The following is a 16,180-nucleotide window of genomic DNA, read 5'->3' on the forward strand; positions in this document are numbered from 1 at the left end:
GAGGTTATACACATTGTGAATATCCAAGTAATAACAGTAGGGAAATTAAAAGAGAAATATTTAAAGTTGGGGATAACTGAGTACACAAAGCGACTCGGCGCCTATGCAAAAATTGAATTAATTGAAGTAGTGGATGAAAAAGCTCCAGAGCAAGCTAGTGTTGCTGAAATGAAGCAAATTAAGGATAAAGAGGGCGAACGAATTCTATCGAAACTTCATCCTGACACGCATGTGATTGCTCTAGCAATAGAAGGAAAGATGCTTACATCAGAACAATTAGCAGACAACCTCGATAAGCTTGCTACATATGGAAAAAGCAAAATTGCTTTTGTTATTGGTGGATCATTAGGATTAAGTGATGATGTGATGAAACGTGCAAATGAGAGTCTTTCTTTTTCGAAGATGACGTTTCCTCATCAGTTAATGAAACTCGTGTTAGTGGAGCAGATTTATCGGGCATTTCGGATTAATCGGGGAGAACCGTACCATAAGTAAATGAGGTTTTTTTTGCTTTGATGAGATATATGAACTCATATTAAAAAAGTAATAGGTAAAGAGACTTTTATTAACAAGAGGTAAATGAGACTTGATAAAAAATAAACAGGTCTCATTTAATGATATAAATTTAATAGTAAATACTTTGGCAAAAGGGGGATAGGAAGTAGTCATTGCAAAATGTTGTCTTATTTTAAAAAAGCCTATGAAAGTGAATTTAAACGCTGTATGTTGTATATAAGTTCCACTTGTATATAAAACATTTTGTATAAATTTAGAATAGTAGAAAAATGTATTTGACATTAGACTTAATGTAAAATAATATCTTTATATGTCAAAAATTAAATAGCTTATCATGAGAGACTAAGGGACAGGCCCGATGACGTCCAGCAACCATCATTTTATGAAAGGTGCTAATTCCTGCAGAGTGTTTCATTCTGAGAGATAAGGGTTAGATTAAAGCCTCTTTCCGATTGAAGGAGGCTTTTTTGTATATAAAGGGGGATTAAGAGAGAAGAGGTAAAGTATAGGATAACTATCTTCACAGATTGGTAGGGGTGGGAAATTTACTTTGATCTAAATAAACTAGAATCTATATAGATAGATTACTGTAATCAGCGTTAAAAAAGAGAGGATTGGTATTTAAGAACCAGAATGATAATAGAAGCGGTTTAATATCTAGTAATCCCTGAAATAATATTTTATTCAAAAAACATGGGACTTCGCTTCTATATATTTAGGAAAAATATAAATATAGTATTGCTTTTTCAACATTAAATTGATTTATTACTTTATATAAAAAAAGGAGCTTTAAAAAATGAAAAGAAAATATTACTTACTTGTATCCATGTTTTTACTATTAGGTGTAATTGGAATATTAAATGGTTGTTCGTCAAACGAAGCAACTAGTGTAACTGACAATCAAGTAATTCTAGTAGGAACACAAAATGATTATCCTCCTTTTGCATTTGCAGATGAGAACAACGAACTTACAGGATATGATGTAGAAGTTGTCAAAGAAATTGATAAAAGATTGGATGGTTATACATTCGAGTTCGTTGCCACCCCTTGGGATAGTATGTTTCTTGCACTAGAGTCAAATAAAATTCAGGCAATAGCAGATCAAGTAGCGAAAACACAGGAACGTGAGGAAAAGTACTTATTTACTGATGAATCTTATTTTGCAGCAGAAACGGTTATTGTTGTGAAAGCAGGCAGAGAAGATATTCAAACATTAGAGGATTTAGAAGGCAAGAATGTTGGAGCTTTAGCAGGAGATTCTTATACATTATTGCTAGAAGAACATAACAAAAAAGTAGATAATAATATTGTTTTAAAGTATAGCGAAAGTGGAAACCCTTCGGAAATTTTGCAAGATGTACAAAACGGTCGTATAGATGCCTATGTAAATGATCCTATTATGATCAATACAGTTTTGGAAAAGTATGATTTAGATGTAGAAATTGTGGGACAGTCTCTAGTTAATGATAACATGGGAATCGTATTCAAGAATGAGGAGCAGGGCGTGAAGTTAAAGGCACTAATTGATCCTATTCTGAAACAACTTAAGGAAGATGGTACGTTAGTTGAACTGTCAAAAAAATGGACTGGTGGAGAATATATCCCTGAATAAGTTTGGAGAAGGAAAGATAAAATGGAGAATTTACTAGATATTAATTATTTAATAGAAAGCTTTCCTGCTATTATCTCACGGCTACCTATTACAGTAGGGATAGCTGTAGGTTCATTAATTTTGGGTTTATTTATTGGGATTGGTACAGCCCTTATAAAAATATATAGAGTTCCAGTATTAAGGGTAATTTCTTCTTTATATATATCTTTTATCAGAGGAACTCCTCTATTAGTTCAAATTTATCTTGTATTTTACGGAATACCTAAGATTATTTACTATTTACAGACTGAATATGGGTGGCTTCAATACGTAGATGTTAATATAATAGCCCCTGAAGTATATGCATTATTAGCATTTTCTATTAATTTGGGTGCTTATTTGTCTGAAACAATTAGGTCTGCTATTGAGTCGGTTGATCGTGGGCAATTTGAAGCTGCTAAATCTATAGGTATGAGCCCTACACAAATGATGCTTAAAATTATTTTCCCACAGGCTTTGGCAGTAGCAATACCTAACATTGGAAATGTGTTTATTAGTTCGATTAAGGACACTTCTCTTGTTTTTATTATTGGTGTTATAGATATTATGGGACAAGCCAAAATTCTCGGTTCTCGTGGGTTAGCATTCTTTGAGGTGTATATTGCTGTATCTATTATCTACTGGATTCTTTGTATTATAGTTGAGAGATTGCTAGTTAAAATAGAGAGACGAGCTCGTAGATATGAAAGAGGGATTGCTTCATGATTAAGTTGGAAAATATTCATAAGTACTATGATAGCCAGCATGTGCTAAAGGGGATTAACCTTACCGTTAATAGAGGAGAGGTTGTTTCTATTTTAGGTCCAAGTGGCTCAGGTAAATCAACACTTTTACGATGCATTAATTTCTTGGAGCAGCCTACTAGTGGAATCGTTGAGGTTAGTGATAAAAGAGTAAATGTTGAATCAGCAAGTAAGACAGATATTTTTTCTTTAAGAACTTCGACAGGAATGGTCTTTCAACAATATAATTTATTTAAAAATTTAACAGTGTTACAAAATGTGATAATTGGTTTAACAAGTGTTAAGCAAATGAATAAGGATGAAGCTAAAAAGATAAGTATAGATATTCTTGAAAGAGTTGGCTTAAATAATAGGTTAAGTCACTATCCAGCACAGCTATCGGGCGGGCAACAACAAAGGGTTGGTATTGCTCGGGCACTTGCACTCAATCCAGAAGTTTTATTGTTTGACGAACCGACTTCCTCTCTTGATCCAGAGTTAGTTGATGAAGTTTTGACAACTATAAAAGGTGTAGCAAATGAAGGAAATACGATGTTAATTGTTACACATGAGCTTAATTTTGCACGTGAGATCTCTGACCGTGTAATATTTATGGAAGACGGTACTATTATTGAAGAGGGAACTGCTGAACAAATCTTTAATAATCCTAGTGTTGAAAGAACGAAGAAATTTTTAAGTAAAGTAATTAGGAACTAATTAAAAGATATTAAAATGAGTTAAGACATGGGAAGGAGAGTAAGAAGTGAACCCAATAGAACAAATTTTGAATAACTTTCCTATCATAATTATTGACGGAGCAATGGCTACAGAGCTTGAGAAGTATGAATGTAATTTGAAAGATCGTTTATGGTCAGCAAAAATATTAATGGAAAATCCAGAATTAATAAAGAAGGTTCATCTAGATTATTTTAAAGCAGGTGCAGATTGTGCTATTACTGCTAGCTACCAGGCGACTATTGAAGGGTATAAAGAAAGAGGGTTGACTGAGGAAGAGGCAATTGGATTGATCAAAAAGTCTGTTCAAATTGCAGCAGAGGCTCGTGACGAATTTTGGACAGAGTTAAATGATAAGTCTAACAGACCGAAACCGTTAGTTGCAGCCTCTGTAGGTCCATATGGCGCTTTTCTTGCAGATGGCTCTGAATATCGTGGTAATTATTCTTTAAACGAAGATGAATTAGTGACCTTTCATAAAGAAAGGATAAGGGTATTGGTTGAAGCGGGGGCAGATATTTTAGCGTGTGAAACAATTCCTTGTCTTGTAGAAGCTAAAGCAATTACAAGGGTACTAAAGGAATTCTCAGGGGTTTATGCTTGGTTCAGTTTTAGTGCAAAGGATGACTACCACATAAGTGATGGAGAAAAAATTTCCAGTTGTGCGGAGTGGTTAGATGGAGAAGAGCAAGTAGCTGCGATTGGTATAAATTGTTCATCACCACACTTTATAGAGTCTTTAATTAAAGAGATAAAAAGTCGAACTTCTAAACCGATAATTGTTTATCCTAATTCAGGTGAAGAATATGATGCAACAAGTAAGACATGGGGTGATGAGTCTTTAACAAATCATTTTACCTCTAACACACAACGTTGGTATGAAGCTGGTGCCCAAATAATCGGAGGTTGTTGTAGAACAAACCCTGAGGATATTACAGCCATTACTATATGGGCTCGTAAATGAGGTAGTAATAATAATAGGTTAAAGAGGGGTCAGACATCCATATGGAGGGTCCGATCCCTCTTTATCTAACAGGTTTATTGGGCGTTTAGGATAAGTCCGGGAGAACGTATCATAAGTAAATGAGTTTTTTTGCTAGTACGATTAAATGCGTATTAGCTTTCTTTTTATGTTTGGAAAATATGCAAGAAGTTTTTGACACTGACTTTGAAGATTGGGATTGGGATGAAGATTCATGGGGGAACGAAGGGGATTATGTAACTGGATTGGAGTACTTTCAACACCCAACATTAAATAATGGATATGTAAGTGAGCAAGGGTGGGAGGTCATTTTGGATTCAGTTGAAGAAAGAGTAACTTTTTCTTCATATTACTTCAATAAACCAGATTAGAAACATTGCTATCCTCGGCCAATTAATGTAGCTTAGAGCAGGTATCCTTTTGAAATTTAAGAAAGAGTGTCCACCTAATACTTAGCAATATTAACTAAACTGGTTATCGTATTAAGATTTGTAAGGTATTATATAAATACCATCGTTGTTTAACCAATCCGCATAAAGAACTTCTTTACTACTATTCACACCACTTGTAGCAAGTTGATTTTTTAGCCAATTTTTATCGAAACCTAAATCTTTCATGTTATCTTCTAAAATTTCTCCATCAATAATTAATGTTGTACTAAGAAAAACAGGCTGGTCAGGTAATTGTAAATCCTGCATTGTAACTTTTTGATATTTATTTTTCTTTAGGATACTTATTGATCCATTTGATTCCAATATTGCATATGCAACTTCACGAATCGAAAAAATTTCACTTTGTCTTAGTAAGCTTAATAATTGATTAATATTCATTCGATTCTTTTTTAATTGATAATTATCAATCTTACCATCACGAATAATAATAGAAGGTTTTCCTTCCAGAAAACCTCGGATTCCTTTATATTTGAGCAATAATTTTTCCATAAAAATCATTAAAACTCCCCATAAAAATACCGTGTAGACAATATATATGATGTTTACCTTTTCTTCATATATACCATTTCCTAAAAGTTCGGATAAAACAATAGCTGAAACGAAGTCGAAAGGAGTCAATTGTTTTATTGTCGTTTTCCCTAATAATTTAGTAATAAGAAAGAGTAAAAAAAATCCGATTATAACTTTTAAGGATATTTCCATAAAGCTTAGTTCCATATTACAACCTCTCCTGTATCTAATTAAATATAGAACTCTTTTTTAGTTATTAGTTTTGGCTGTTTTTTAAGTTTTTAAACGTAAAGTACGATATTTTTCAAAAGAGATTTTCATTTATTTATAGAATGAATTGAAAGATAACATCATTTTCAAAGTCTCCACTATAAATATAAAATCTTAAAAACATTATATAGATATGAATACCTTATGTTTGAAATTAACCATGTTCTTAGGGGATGTTCGCTGAGCCGTACCACAAGTGATGGTAAACAGGAAAATAAAATTTACAGTACCTATAGATAAACTAAGAGAATCAAGTTATAAATATTCTAGGTAAACTGTGTTGAGAGGACAAGTTCAAAAAGAGCTTGTCTTTTTTTATGGTTACTTAAAAAAATCAATTATTTTCTTATAGATTATTTGTAGCCAATAGGAAGGAGATTAGATTAGTGATTACAGTAGTCGGTCTCCATGATATGAAAAAGCAGCTAGATAAACAAAAACTAAAGCCGATTCTATTGGAGCTTGAACGAGTAAATCGTGACTTTCAATTTGGTGTGTCTGTGGAGGATACACTAGAAAAGTTTAAAGAGAGAAACTCTTACGAAGAAGTTCAGCAATTTATTGACGGCACATTAATTACAAAAAGCAAAGGTGGAAATTTAACAGAAGTGATCGAAAATATAACCAGTATGATTACGGACAAAATTAATGTACAGCAAGAAATAAAACTAGCAACAGCTCAAAAGAAAATGGAAGCTAAAATGAAAATAGACTACTATGGGCGTCGACAGACAAAAGTAAAAGGGAAACAACACTGTTCTTAGCGGGATTCCGTAAAAGAGAAATAGTCGTTGTCTTTAAAGTGTAATTCTATAATTTTACCAAATAGACAGTGTCACCTTTCACTTGGTGTTGTTTTTTTTTAGCTCATCTACCAGAATGATCAGATTTTAAATAGCTTCTTTTATGCAACACTAGTGGTGGATTCAAATAAAAAAGTTTTTCGAAAAAATATTGAATTTTCACTGAAAACTATTTAAATAATATATTAAATATTTTAATTAATGTATAAAGAATATGAATATATGGCTATAAGACTACAAAAATCTAATCATTATAAGGTCAGAATTCAATAAAAGTGTGAACCTTATATAATATCAGTATAAATATTCCCATTTAAACTAGATGTTGACAGTATTTCAATGGTGTAATACAATCATAATCAATCATATACAATCATAATCAATCAAGAAGAGGATAAGTTTACTTTTAGCTTATTTATTGAAAGCGCTATCCTGTTTGGTCTGCGTAAGAAAAAAAAACGATTGAAAACGGCCACGGTTATGTACTAAAGGAGGTGGTGCTAATAGTTTAGTAATGTGTAACACTTCATATTTTTTCTGTATTAAACGTTTTTTGACATTTTGTAACCGCTTACTTGATGAACGAAATTAGGGGGATTAAAATGAAAAAGAGTCTAAAGTTTTTATCTATGGTTGCTGTACTTCTAGTAATTTCTTTGATGACTGCTTGTAGTGGAGGAGGGAGCGAGTCTTCCGGTGAACCTAATAATGAAAACACAGATGAAGTAGGAACTGAGGGTGAACAGCTTAAAATTGGACTGACGGTTCCGACATTAGGTAACCCATTCTTCGTAGCAATGTCAAAAGGTGCTGAAGAAGTTGCCTCTAAGTACGATGCAGAAGTTATTACTGTAAGTGCGGAGCATGACCTTGCTAAACAAACTGCACAGATTGAAGATTTTATCACAAGAAAAGTTGATTTGATTCTGTTAAGCCCTTTTGATTCTGCTGGTATTGCCGGTGCAGTAGCTCAAGCTAGAGCAGCGGGAATACCTGTCGTAGCTCTTGACGGATTTGCTGAAGGTGGAATTAATACGGTTGTTATGTCTGATAACGTTCAGGCAGGTAGACTAGCAGCTGAACATTTAGTAGAACAACTTGATGGAAAAGGTAACATCGTTATTATTGATGGTCCTCCAGTTTCCGCTGTTACAGACAGAATTAAAGGTTTCAATGAAGTGATTAGTGAATATTCAGACATTAAAGTGATTGCAAACCAAAATGGTGAAGGTAGCCGTGAAAAAGCCCTTGATGTAATGGAAAGTATCTTGACTGCTAATCAACAAATTGATGCAGTCTTTACTATAAATGATGAAGAAGCTGTAGGTGTTCAAATTGCCCAAGAACAAGCTGGACGTATAGATGAGTTCTTTATCGTATCTGTTGATGGTGCACCAAGTGCAGTCGATTTATTAAAAGCTGGTGGTAGCTTCGCAGGAACATCTGCTCAATTCCCTAATACAATGGTTATCGATGGTGTAGCTTTAGCGCTTAAAATCATTGAAGGCGAGGAAGTAGCGGAGGAAGTCTTAATTCCTACTGAATTTATTACTCAGGATAATGTTGACTCCTATGAAGGTTGGTAAATCTTTTACTTGTTCAGTAGATTCATAAAAGAAGATATGGTGCTCATACAAAGAGCGCCATATTCGATCTTAATTAAGCCTTTTTGAAGGTTAGATAAACGTGTAATAGGGAGTGGCGGCAATGACAGTACTTCAGGGAAATAAGCAAACGTTTCATCCTTCACCTACAGACTCACCTATTTTAACTATGGATTCGATCAACAAGTCATTTTCAGGTGTGCAAGTATTGAAAAATGTAAACATTGAACTGTACAAAGGTGAAGTTCATGCATTGATGGGTGAAAATGGTGCAGGTAAATCAACACTAATGAAAATAATGGCAGGTGTATATCAACCAGACCGTGATTCTGGGAAGATCATTTATAAAGGTAATGAAGAGCAATGGAATAATCCGATGGAAGCTAGGAATAAGGGGATTAGTGTTATTCATCAAGAAATTAGTTTATCACCTAATCTATCCATTGGCGAAAATATTTTAATGGGGACCAAATTCAAGAAAAATAAGCTGGGTTTGGTGAAGTGGAGTGAGATCTATGAAACGGCAGATCGTGTGTTGAAATCTATCGGTTCTACTTTAAATCCAAAAGCAAATGTATCTACATTAAGTGTAGCGCAGCAGCAAATGGTAGAAATCGCTCGTTCATTATCATTTAATTCTGAAATTTTAATCATGGATGAACCTACGGCTTCCTTAACGGATAAGGAAATAGAGAAACTGTTTGGCATTATTGAGGAATTAAAGAAAAAAGGCGTTGCGATTGTTTATATCTCTCACAGAATGGATGAAATCTTCAAAATATCCGATCGTTTAACAGTATTACGAGACGGTAATTGGATTAAGAGCGGTCCTATTTCAGAAACTAGTCCTGATAATCTTGTAAAGCTTATGGTAGGAAGAGAATTAAGCGATCTCTTTGTGAAAGATAGAAAACAAGAAACCATTAGGACGAAAGACGAAGTGCCTGCTTTAGAGTTGCAAGGAATCTCTGACAAAAATCTAGTTAATAATGTGTCACTAAAACTGTATCCGGGTGAAATTGTTGGCTTAGCAGGACTAGTTGGTGCGGGAAGGACTGAACTCATTCGAACAATATTTGGTTTGTCCGTATTACAGGAGGGACGTATTCTCTTAGACGGTGAGGAAGTTCAAATAAACAATCCAATCGAGGCTATGAAATTAGGCATCGCTCATGTTCCGGAAAGTCGAAAAGAACAAGGATTACTCCCTAATCTATCAGTTAAAGAAAATATATTAATGGCCCAGCTGCCAACATATCGTAAATATAGATTATTACAGAGAAAGAAGATGGATCATGACGCAGAGCGGTACATTAAGGAGCTAGGTGTCAAGACTGCTTCTAAAGAACAAAATGTTATGGGATTGAGTGGTGGTAATCAACAAAAGGTTGTTATTGCTAAATGGTTATCCATCAGTCCAAAGGTTTTACTACTTGATGAACCTACTCGTGGTGTTGATATTGGTGCTAAGACAGAGATTCATAAAATTATTTGTAAATTAGCTGACCAAGGATTAGCCGTTCTAATGGTTTCATCTGAATTACCTGAAGTACTTGGAGTTAGTGATCGCATTTTGGTCATGCATGAAGGAAAATTAAGAGCAGAGCTATCTAGAGAAGAAGCTACACAAGAAAAAATAATGTATTATGCAACAGGAGAGGTTAAATAATGAATACAAATCCACAAGAATCAGTTCAAACACGGGTGTCATTTAAAAAACGTTCTCAGGAAATTTTCAATAACTTAGGCATGGTAATTATCCTTTTTTTGTTAATTGTCGTAATGATGATTGTTGCACCGAATTTTACTGAACCAAGTAATATTTTAAACATACTCAGACAAAGCTCGATCACAGCCATTCTTGCAGCCGGGATGACTTTAGTTATATTAACAGGTGGTATTGATTTATCAGTTGGTTCAATATTAGCATTATCTGGCGTTATTTCTGTAATGCTTTCAAATGCAGGTGTACCGGTTCCTATAGCAATGTTAGCCGGTGTTGGAGTAGGTTATTTAGTGGGAGCTATTAATGGATATTTCACAGCAAAACCTAAATTACCTTCGTTTATCGTTACCCTTGGTAGTATGACTTATGTTAGAGGTTTAGCTTTTGTTATTACAGGTGGATATCCTGTTGTATTAGCATCGGAAAACTTCAAATTTATTGGTTCTGGTTACATTTTAGGTATCCCTACGCCTATATACGTCATGACCTTAGTTTATATTGTTATGTTCATTATGCTTAAATATACGATGTTTGGGCGCCATATTTATTCAGTTGGTGGTAATGAAGAGGCTTCACGGTTAACAGGTATTAAAGTAGAGAGAACGTTAATCAATGTCTATTCTATAAGTGGTATGTTAGCGGGTGTAGCAGGGGTGGTCATGGCAGGTCGCTTGTTCACAGGTCAGCCGATGGTTGGTGTTGGGGCTGAGCTCGATGCGATTGCTGCAGTTATTTTAGGTGGTACTAGCTTTGTTGGTGGATTTGGTCGTATACAAGGTACCATTATCGGGGTATTAATAGTAGCTGTTCTTACGAATGGTATGACTTTATTAAATGTTGATTATTACTGGCAGCAAGTAGTTAAAGGTTTAGTCATTGTCATAGCTGTACTACTAGATCGGTTACGGAAAAGAGCCTAACTACTAGTGATTGAATATGAAAAATAAATTTTCAGATTCGCTGTACGCAAATGTTTGACTTATTACTTCCCGTGAAATTTGTTGTAAATTCTGGTTCATTTATAGCATACAATTTCGTAGTCTGGAGAAAGAATGAGTTGTATTTAAAAGGTAATCAAAAGTCTTTTCTACTAAGCATTAAACTTTGTAAAATTATAAAGTAGAATTAAACCTTTAAAACTTACCTCTAACAAGGTAGGTTTTAAAGGTTTAATTCAAGTTTTTTTGAACAGACTCTAAGCAATGAGCGGAACCTTATAGCGTGTGAAGTCATTGCCATCTTTTTGAACACGCTCTTATAGAATTTAAGTCTTCTACTATTATAAACTCTCTTTTTTTAGGGGGGACGAACCCATTATGAGGAGAGAGCTGCCTATCTCTCAGGCCTTTTATTTATCTAAAGAGTTCAATGGTATTATATAAAGTAAAACGACAATAAAACAATTGACTATAGAATGAAAGATAACATCTTTTTCAAAGTCTCCACTATAAATATAAAATCTTAAAAACATTATATAGATATGAATACCTTATGTTTGAAATTAACCATGTTCTTAGGGGATGTTCGCTGAACCGTACCATAAATAGAAGCATAAGCAAGGAGTATCATTTGATTCAGAGGAGAATCCTTGTGGCAAATGCACCGATTCTCACAGCTGCGGCCATCTTCGCAATAAAAAGGCCTAGCAAGGTGCAGGCCAAAACCAATGTAGAATGTGCGGAAACTACTGCTTCGTACAGTTTGTGAAGCAAGGTAATCAATATTATAAAGTCAACGTGGACAAGTCTTTGAATCGGAGATATCCATGTTTTCGGTTACTTCGCTTTCCTTCTCCAATGAAGGGGACATCAAGACCGTTCTTGGTCAATTATGCGTTGGCTTTGGGCTGTTTGAACACTTCGTCCTGCCACAGTTGATACAGATAGATGATTAACGCAAAACCGATCATCATAGCAACAATAGCTATTGTAGACAAAGTCGATTCACTCGAAACAAGCCCCATCCGTTGCCATACCGGGTAAACGATGTACATAAATAACCCGTCCAAAAGTATATTGACAGTCAAATACATCCAAAATTTCCCGAAAGTAAAGCGGAATATCCAGATAACTATAACTAAATATGCTCCATACACCCAAGGAACCGGGACGACTTTATCCCACCCGAACAGACTGGAACCTGTCTCTTTCCACCATCCGTAATGGTAAGCCGCTTGATACGCCAAGGTATGAATAACGGTCATAAATAGAGCGACCGGCATGTACCTGCGCACAGTATCCATTTTCAAAAAAAACAAGGACACCCAAGGCAATATCAAGAGTAACCAGAGAATAATCTGTTTCATGTCATTAATACTCCCCCACATTAGTTTTATGTGTAGTGTTACTCTCGGTTCATATATTTATTCGATTTATCCGATAAAAGTAACTCAACACCGACTTGGTTAAGCAGAATAACATCCCAATTGGCCCAGGGTAATCCAATATCCCACCAGACGTTGATACTTTCACCGTCTAAGATGACTTTTCCAGATTGGTAGGAAATAATCCGAGTAATGGCTTTTAGTAAAGTAGATTTACCACAGCCATTAGGCCCAATAATAGTTGTTATTTTCTTATCAGGGATCTTAACACTGAGATTTTTAACAATTAGCTGATCGCCATAGCCAATGCTTAGATCATCCGTATAAAGGCGAGTCATTATGTAACCTCCATTTCCAACCACTTAGTTGAAAATAATTATCAATATCATTTATGTTTCTACTATAAAACCAACTTATTTTATTGTCAACAAATATTATAGACTTACTCTACTAGGAGGGTAGTAAAATAGAAGTTATAATAAATTTGATTAGATATTCACATATATTGGTGCACATATATTTTATAAATCTTTTTATTAAAAACTTCTTTGAGTTTCGACAAATAACTACAAAATTGTATCGGGACTTTTTTAGTACTATAATAAGCACATAAACGAAAAATAATAGATATTATGAAGGAGTATGTATGAAGGAGTTAAATTCTCGAATCAATAAAAAACTTTATTATATAACGATGCTCTTTATAAATTCACTTATGGTATTGGGTTTGTTTGTTGATAATCCACTTATGAGTGATTTTGGGGGGAGGATATATATTACACCTTCTACTTGTTGTTAGTCTTATTGCATTTCTATTGCTCTATCCAAAGTACGAGACACATACTTTTAGAGTGATCATTATTGTAGGAGTGTTCGCTTATTTCTATACACTCTTCTTTTTATATCCAGAAACTTGGTCTACTTTCTTATTCTTATGCTTTATTCCAGCCATTTCAATTTTTTTCTTTGACTCAAAGTTGTTTTATTCTTCTTTATTCGTAAATGGGGCATCTGTAAGTATTATTTTTTTTTATATTGCATGGTTTGATCAAGGTTCTAAGTTTCCCCATATTCAACTTGATCTAGTAGGGAATTTTATCAACTTTATAGGAAGTCAATTAATTATCTATTTTATTTACTATTTATCGTACGTTCGTTTAAAAAAATTACAGGTGTATTATGAACAAATACAACAGTCAGAGCGATTAAAAGCAACTGGACAATTAGCGGCAGCTGTGGCACATGAAATTCGAAACCCTCTAACAGTAGTGAAAGGTTTTTTGCAGTATTATGAAGAGGGTACTTCCTATAGTAAAGAAACTAAAAAACATTTTACATTGATGATTGATGAATTAAACACCGCAGAACAAGTCATCTCTCAATACTTATCCATTGCAAAGCCAAACGAAAATCAAAAGACAGAAACAGTAAATTTAAAGGTAGTGCTTCAAAGTATTACTGATTTACTTCAATCGTATGGGGTTTTACGTAATAATCAAATTCATCTAAAAATAGAGGATCACTGCTATATTAAAGCCAATAAATTAGAGTTTAAACAGTTGTTCATTAATATTATAAAAAATGCAATTGAGGTTTCAGAAATGGGCGACCCTGTCATTGTTGAAGCGAAAAGAAAGAAAAATCTTATTGAGATAAAAGTAATTGATTATGGAATTGGAATGTCAGAAGCAGAAGTTAAATCTCTTGGAACACCCTTTTATTCTTTGAAAAGCAAAGGTACAGGCTTAGGGTTAATGATTTGCTTTAATATTATTGAAAAATATAAAGGATCCATGGACTTCGAAAGTTCAAAAGGTGAAGGAACTACAGTTACGATACGATTTCCAGCAATAAAAGATGATATTTCTAGTATGTCTCAATAAGTGAATAAAGTTCAAAAAGAAGCATTGGGACCGTATTGAATAGTTATGTTAATTTACCCAATACAGCCCCAATGCTTACACTATGAATTAACTAATACGAGCCTCAGACCCTAGCTTCTGGCTTTCTAAAAATGTTTTTAAATGTTGATAAATAGGGAGTTGTCGTACTCTTGTTTCTGCACTTTGTCTTTTTGTATATTCGAGAAAATGAATATATTCTTCTGTTGTCAATCCTATTTCAAGTGCTTCAGTTACTACCTCATTCCAAAAAGGATCATATGTTTGGAATGAACACTCAGATAACAATGTATCAATGGAAACCTCTAATACAGGAGAAACCTTTTCCAAAAATTGCATAGGAGGGTTTAAGTCTTTTTTTCTTTCAATGGAACTAAGATAGGATTTATCTACACCTGCTAGCTCTGCTAGTTTAGAAAGAGATAAGCCTCTTTTAATGCGGTATTTTTTTACTATTTCACCAAGCATACATATCCTCCTTTATACTCAATAATTTTCTTTCCTGTTAAATATCTATACGTAGGTTCCTTCTTTTTTAAGGGGGTGTCGAGAGAAAAATAATAATAAGAGTGTCCTTTGGCTTATTAGGTATTAATGATAAATACCTAGAAGAGATTCGAGGCATTGTGCTTTTTCTTAACTCCTTAGGAAAAATACTGCAGCTTACTTTAATACAAAAAAAGGCTAAACTCATTTATCGAGTCAGCCTAATGGAGATTTATGTGATCTAACTTATTTATATGGATCGATTGTCTGAATCGTCCCATCTTCATTATATTTAAGCTCTGTATATTTAACACTGCGCTTATGATTTACGCCATCTGACATCGAGCAATCATGGTAAAATAAATACCATTTATCCTCAAATTGAACGATGGAATGATGAGTCGTCCAACCGATAACTGGTTTAAGGATAGTGCCTTTATACACAAATGGACCTTTTGGGTTTTTACTCATCGCATAGGCAATTAAATGGGTTGTCCCAGTAGAGTAAGAAAGATAATAATAGTCATTGTATTTATGAACCCATGGACCTTCAAAATATCTTCTTTCTTCATCGCCTGCTAGAATCGGATTCCCATCTTCATCAACAATCGAAATTTCTTGCGGTGTTTCTGTAAACGTTAACATATCTTCGCTTAATTCAGCTACTATTGGTCCTAATGCAGGTTCTGATGCGGCAGGTTCTTTTCCATCAGGATTAAATGTACCAGTTTGCCACTTTTCTAGTTGTCCTCCCCAGAGTCCACCAAAATAAACATAAGCCTTCTGATCATCGTCCACTAAAACAGCGGGATCAATACTAAAGCTTCCCGGGATATAATCTTCTTGAGGCGTAAATGGGCCAGCTGGATTTGAGCTTGTCGCTACTCCAAGTCTAAAAATATAGTCATGATCTCTTGCTGGAAAAAATAGATAATACGTATTGTTTTTATAAGCAGCATCTGGTGCCCATAATTGTTTCTTAGCCCAAGGAATATCTCTTACATGAAGTACTTCCCCGTGGTCTACACATGGTGAATTGAAATCATCCATCGATAGGACATGGTAATCTTCCATTTTATATTGGTCACCATTATCATTTGAAGGCTCATCATGATCAAGATCATGGGAAGGATAAATATAAATTTTTCCTTCAAATACATGAGCAGAAGGGTCTGCTGTATAAATATGGTTTACTAACGGTTCATTAGGTTTTACGTTTTTCTTCATATCCTACTCTCCTCATTTTAAAAAAATTTGTGTGAAAAAAGAGCTATTATGTTTATGCTATCAAATAAAATTAACTTTGTATAGTGATTAAACTAACTTAGATTGAAAATGGTAAGTACATTTTGGATAGGAAAAGTGATTTCTTTTAAAGAACAATGTATGATTGATGATGTTTTCTTGAATAAAATGAATAGGGGTTTCTTGATTCTCGGGCTGTACCTTACGCATGAGTAAAGAGGGACTTACAAATGAATAAAGTTAACTGCTTTATG

The 16,180-nt window shown here is 34.2% G+C and carries 15 protein-coding genes, 1 pseudogene and 1 riboswitch; of the genes and pseudogenes, 11 read left to right on the forward strand and 5 right to left on the reverse strand.

The features are described from left to right. Window positions 1–15: 15 nt before the first annotated feature. From rlmH to SLH51_RS12520, 6 genes are all read left to right on the forward strand, one after another. Entirely contained in the window at window positions 16–495 is a 480-nt protein-coding gene (rlmH, locus tag SLH51_RS12495; protein WP_335961597.1) for a 23S rRNA (pseudouridine(1915)-N(3))-methyltransferase RlmH, read from the forward strand. Window positions 496–842: 347 nt separating this feature from the next. Beyond that, window positions 843–946: riboswitch (SAM riboswitch) on the forward strand. A 366-nt stretch (window positions 947–1,312) separates the two neighbouring features. Beyond that, window positions 1,313–2,128 carry a transporter substrate-binding domain-containing protein gene (locus SLH51_RS12500; protein ID WP_335961599.1) on the forward strand — a complete coding sequence of 272 codons (816 nt, stop codon included), beginning with the start codon at window positions 1,313–1,315 and terminating at the stop codon, window positions 2,126–2,128. A 21-nt stretch (window positions 2,129–2,149) separates the two neighbouring features. Beyond that, window positions 2,150–2,872, forward strand: coding sequence for an amino acid ABC transporter permease (locus SLH51_RS12505; RefSeq protein WP_332692318.1), 723 nt, complete (start codon window positions 2,150–2,152; stop codon window positions 2,870–2,872). Further along, a complete protein-coding gene (locus SLH51_RS12510; RefSeq protein ID WP_335961602.1) occupies window positions 2,869–3,606 on the forward strand; it encodes an amino acid ABC transporter ATP-binding protein in 738 nt (245 codons plus the stop codon). The genes SLH51_RS12505 and SLH51_RS12510 overlap by 4 nt, the downstream gene beginning before the upstream one ends. A 46-nt stretch (window positions 3,607–3,652) precedes the next feature. After that, the gene (gene mmuM / locus SLH51_RS12515) at window positions 3,653–4,588 is read left to right on the forward strand and encodes a homocysteine S-methyltransferase (protein WP_335961604.1); all 936 of its coding nucleotides are present in this window, start codon (window positions 3,653–3,655) and stop codon (window positions 4,586–4,588) included. Between the two features lie 119 nt (window positions 4,589–4,707). After that, window positions 4,708–4,977, forward strand: coding sequence for a hypothetical protein (locus tag SLH51_RS12520; protein ID WP_335961605.1), 270 nt, complete (start codon window positions 4,708–4,710; stop codon window positions 4,975–4,977). A gap of 111 nt (window positions 4,978–5,088) precedes the next feature. Here SLH51_RS12520 and SLH51_RS12525 read toward each other — a convergent pair whose 3' ends face one another. Further along, window positions 5,089–5,775, reverse strand: coding sequence for a DUF421 domain-containing protein (locus SLH51_RS12525; RefSeq protein ID WP_335961607.1), 687 nt, complete (start codon window positions 5,773–5,775; stop codon window positions 5,089–5,091). Between the two features lie 449 nt (window positions 5,776–6,224). Between SLH51_RS12525 and SLH51_RS12530 the strand changes: the two genes are divergently transcribed. The 4 genes from SLH51_RS12530 to SLH51_RS12545 all read left to right on the forward strand — a co-directional run bounded on the left by SLH51_RS12530 (window position 6,225) and on the right by SLH51_RS12545 (window position 10,891). Next, entirely contained in the window at window positions 6,225–6,602 is a 378-nt protein-coding gene (locus SLH51_RS12530) for a type II secretion system F family protein (RefSeq protein WP_335961609.1), read from the forward strand. Between the two features lie 641 nt (window positions 6,603–7,243). Next, window positions 7,244–8,227, forward strand: a complete 984-nt coding sequence (locus tag SLH51_RS12535) for an ABC transporter substrate-binding protein (RefSeq protein WP_335961610.1) — start codon at window positions 7,244–7,246, stop codon at window positions 8,225–8,227. A 187-nt stretch (window positions 8,228–8,414) separates the two neighbouring features. After that, entirely contained in the window at window positions 8,415–9,914 is a 1,500-nt protein-coding gene (locus tag SLH51_RS12540; protein WP_390183909.1) for a sugar ABC transporter ATP-binding protein, read from the forward strand. Continuing rightward, window positions 9,914–10,891, forward strand: coding sequence for an ABC transporter permease (locus tag SLH51_RS12545; RefSeq protein WP_335961613.1), 978 nt, complete (start codon window positions 9,914–9,916; stop codon window positions 10,889–10,891). Before SLH51_RS12540 ends, SLH51_RS12545 begins: the two co-directional genes overlap by 1 nt. Before the next feature lie 908 nt (window positions 10,892–11,799). Here the strand turns inward: SLH51_RS12545 and SLH51_RS12550 are convergent. Both SLH51_RS12550 and SLH51_RS12555 read right to left on the reverse strand, forming a co-directional pair. Beyond that, on the reverse strand, window positions 11,800–12,276 hold the full coding sequence (locus SLH51_RS12550; protein ID WP_335961615.1) for a hypothetical protein: 477 nt from the start codon (window positions 12,274–12,276) through the stop codon (window positions 11,800–11,802). Window positions 12,277–12,428: 152 nt separating this feature from the next. Continuing rightward, window positions 12,429–12,632: pseudogene (locus tag SLH51_RS12555) on the reverse strand (ATP-binding cassette domain-containing protein); the annotation flags it as partial. 420 nt (window positions 12,633–13,052) lie between these two features. Between SLH51_RS12555 and SLH51_RS12560 the strand changes: the two are divergent. After that, on the forward strand, window positions 13,053–14,177 hold the full coding sequence (locus SLH51_RS12560) for a HAMP domain-containing sensor histidine kinase (protein ID WP_335961617.1): 1,125 nt from the start codon (window positions 13,053–13,055) through the stop codon (window positions 14,175–14,177). An 87-nt stretch (window positions 14,178–14,264) separates the two neighbouring features. On the opposite strand, the gene SLH51_RS24470 is transcribed toward SLH51_RS12560, so the two are convergent. Beyond that, entirely contained in the window at window positions 14,265–14,663 is a 399-nt protein-coding gene (locus tag SLH51_RS24470) for a helix-turn-helix domain-containing protein (protein ID WP_390183898.1), read from the reverse strand. Window positions 14,664–14,927: 264 nt separating this feature from the next. Beyond that, the gene (locus SLH51_RS12570; protein WP_335961619.1) at window positions 14,928–15,908 is read right to left on the reverse strand and encodes a glycoside hydrolase family 43 protein; all 981 of its coding nucleotides are present in this window, start codon (window positions 15,906–15,908) and stop codon (window positions 14,928–14,930) included. Window positions 15,909–16,180: the final 272 nt, after the last annotated feature.

Source organism: Halalkalibacter kiskunsagensis (genome assembly GCF_037027555.1).
GTDB lineage: Bacteria > Bacillota > Bacilli > Bacillales > Bacillaceae_D > Halalkalibacter > Halalkalibacter kiskunsagensis.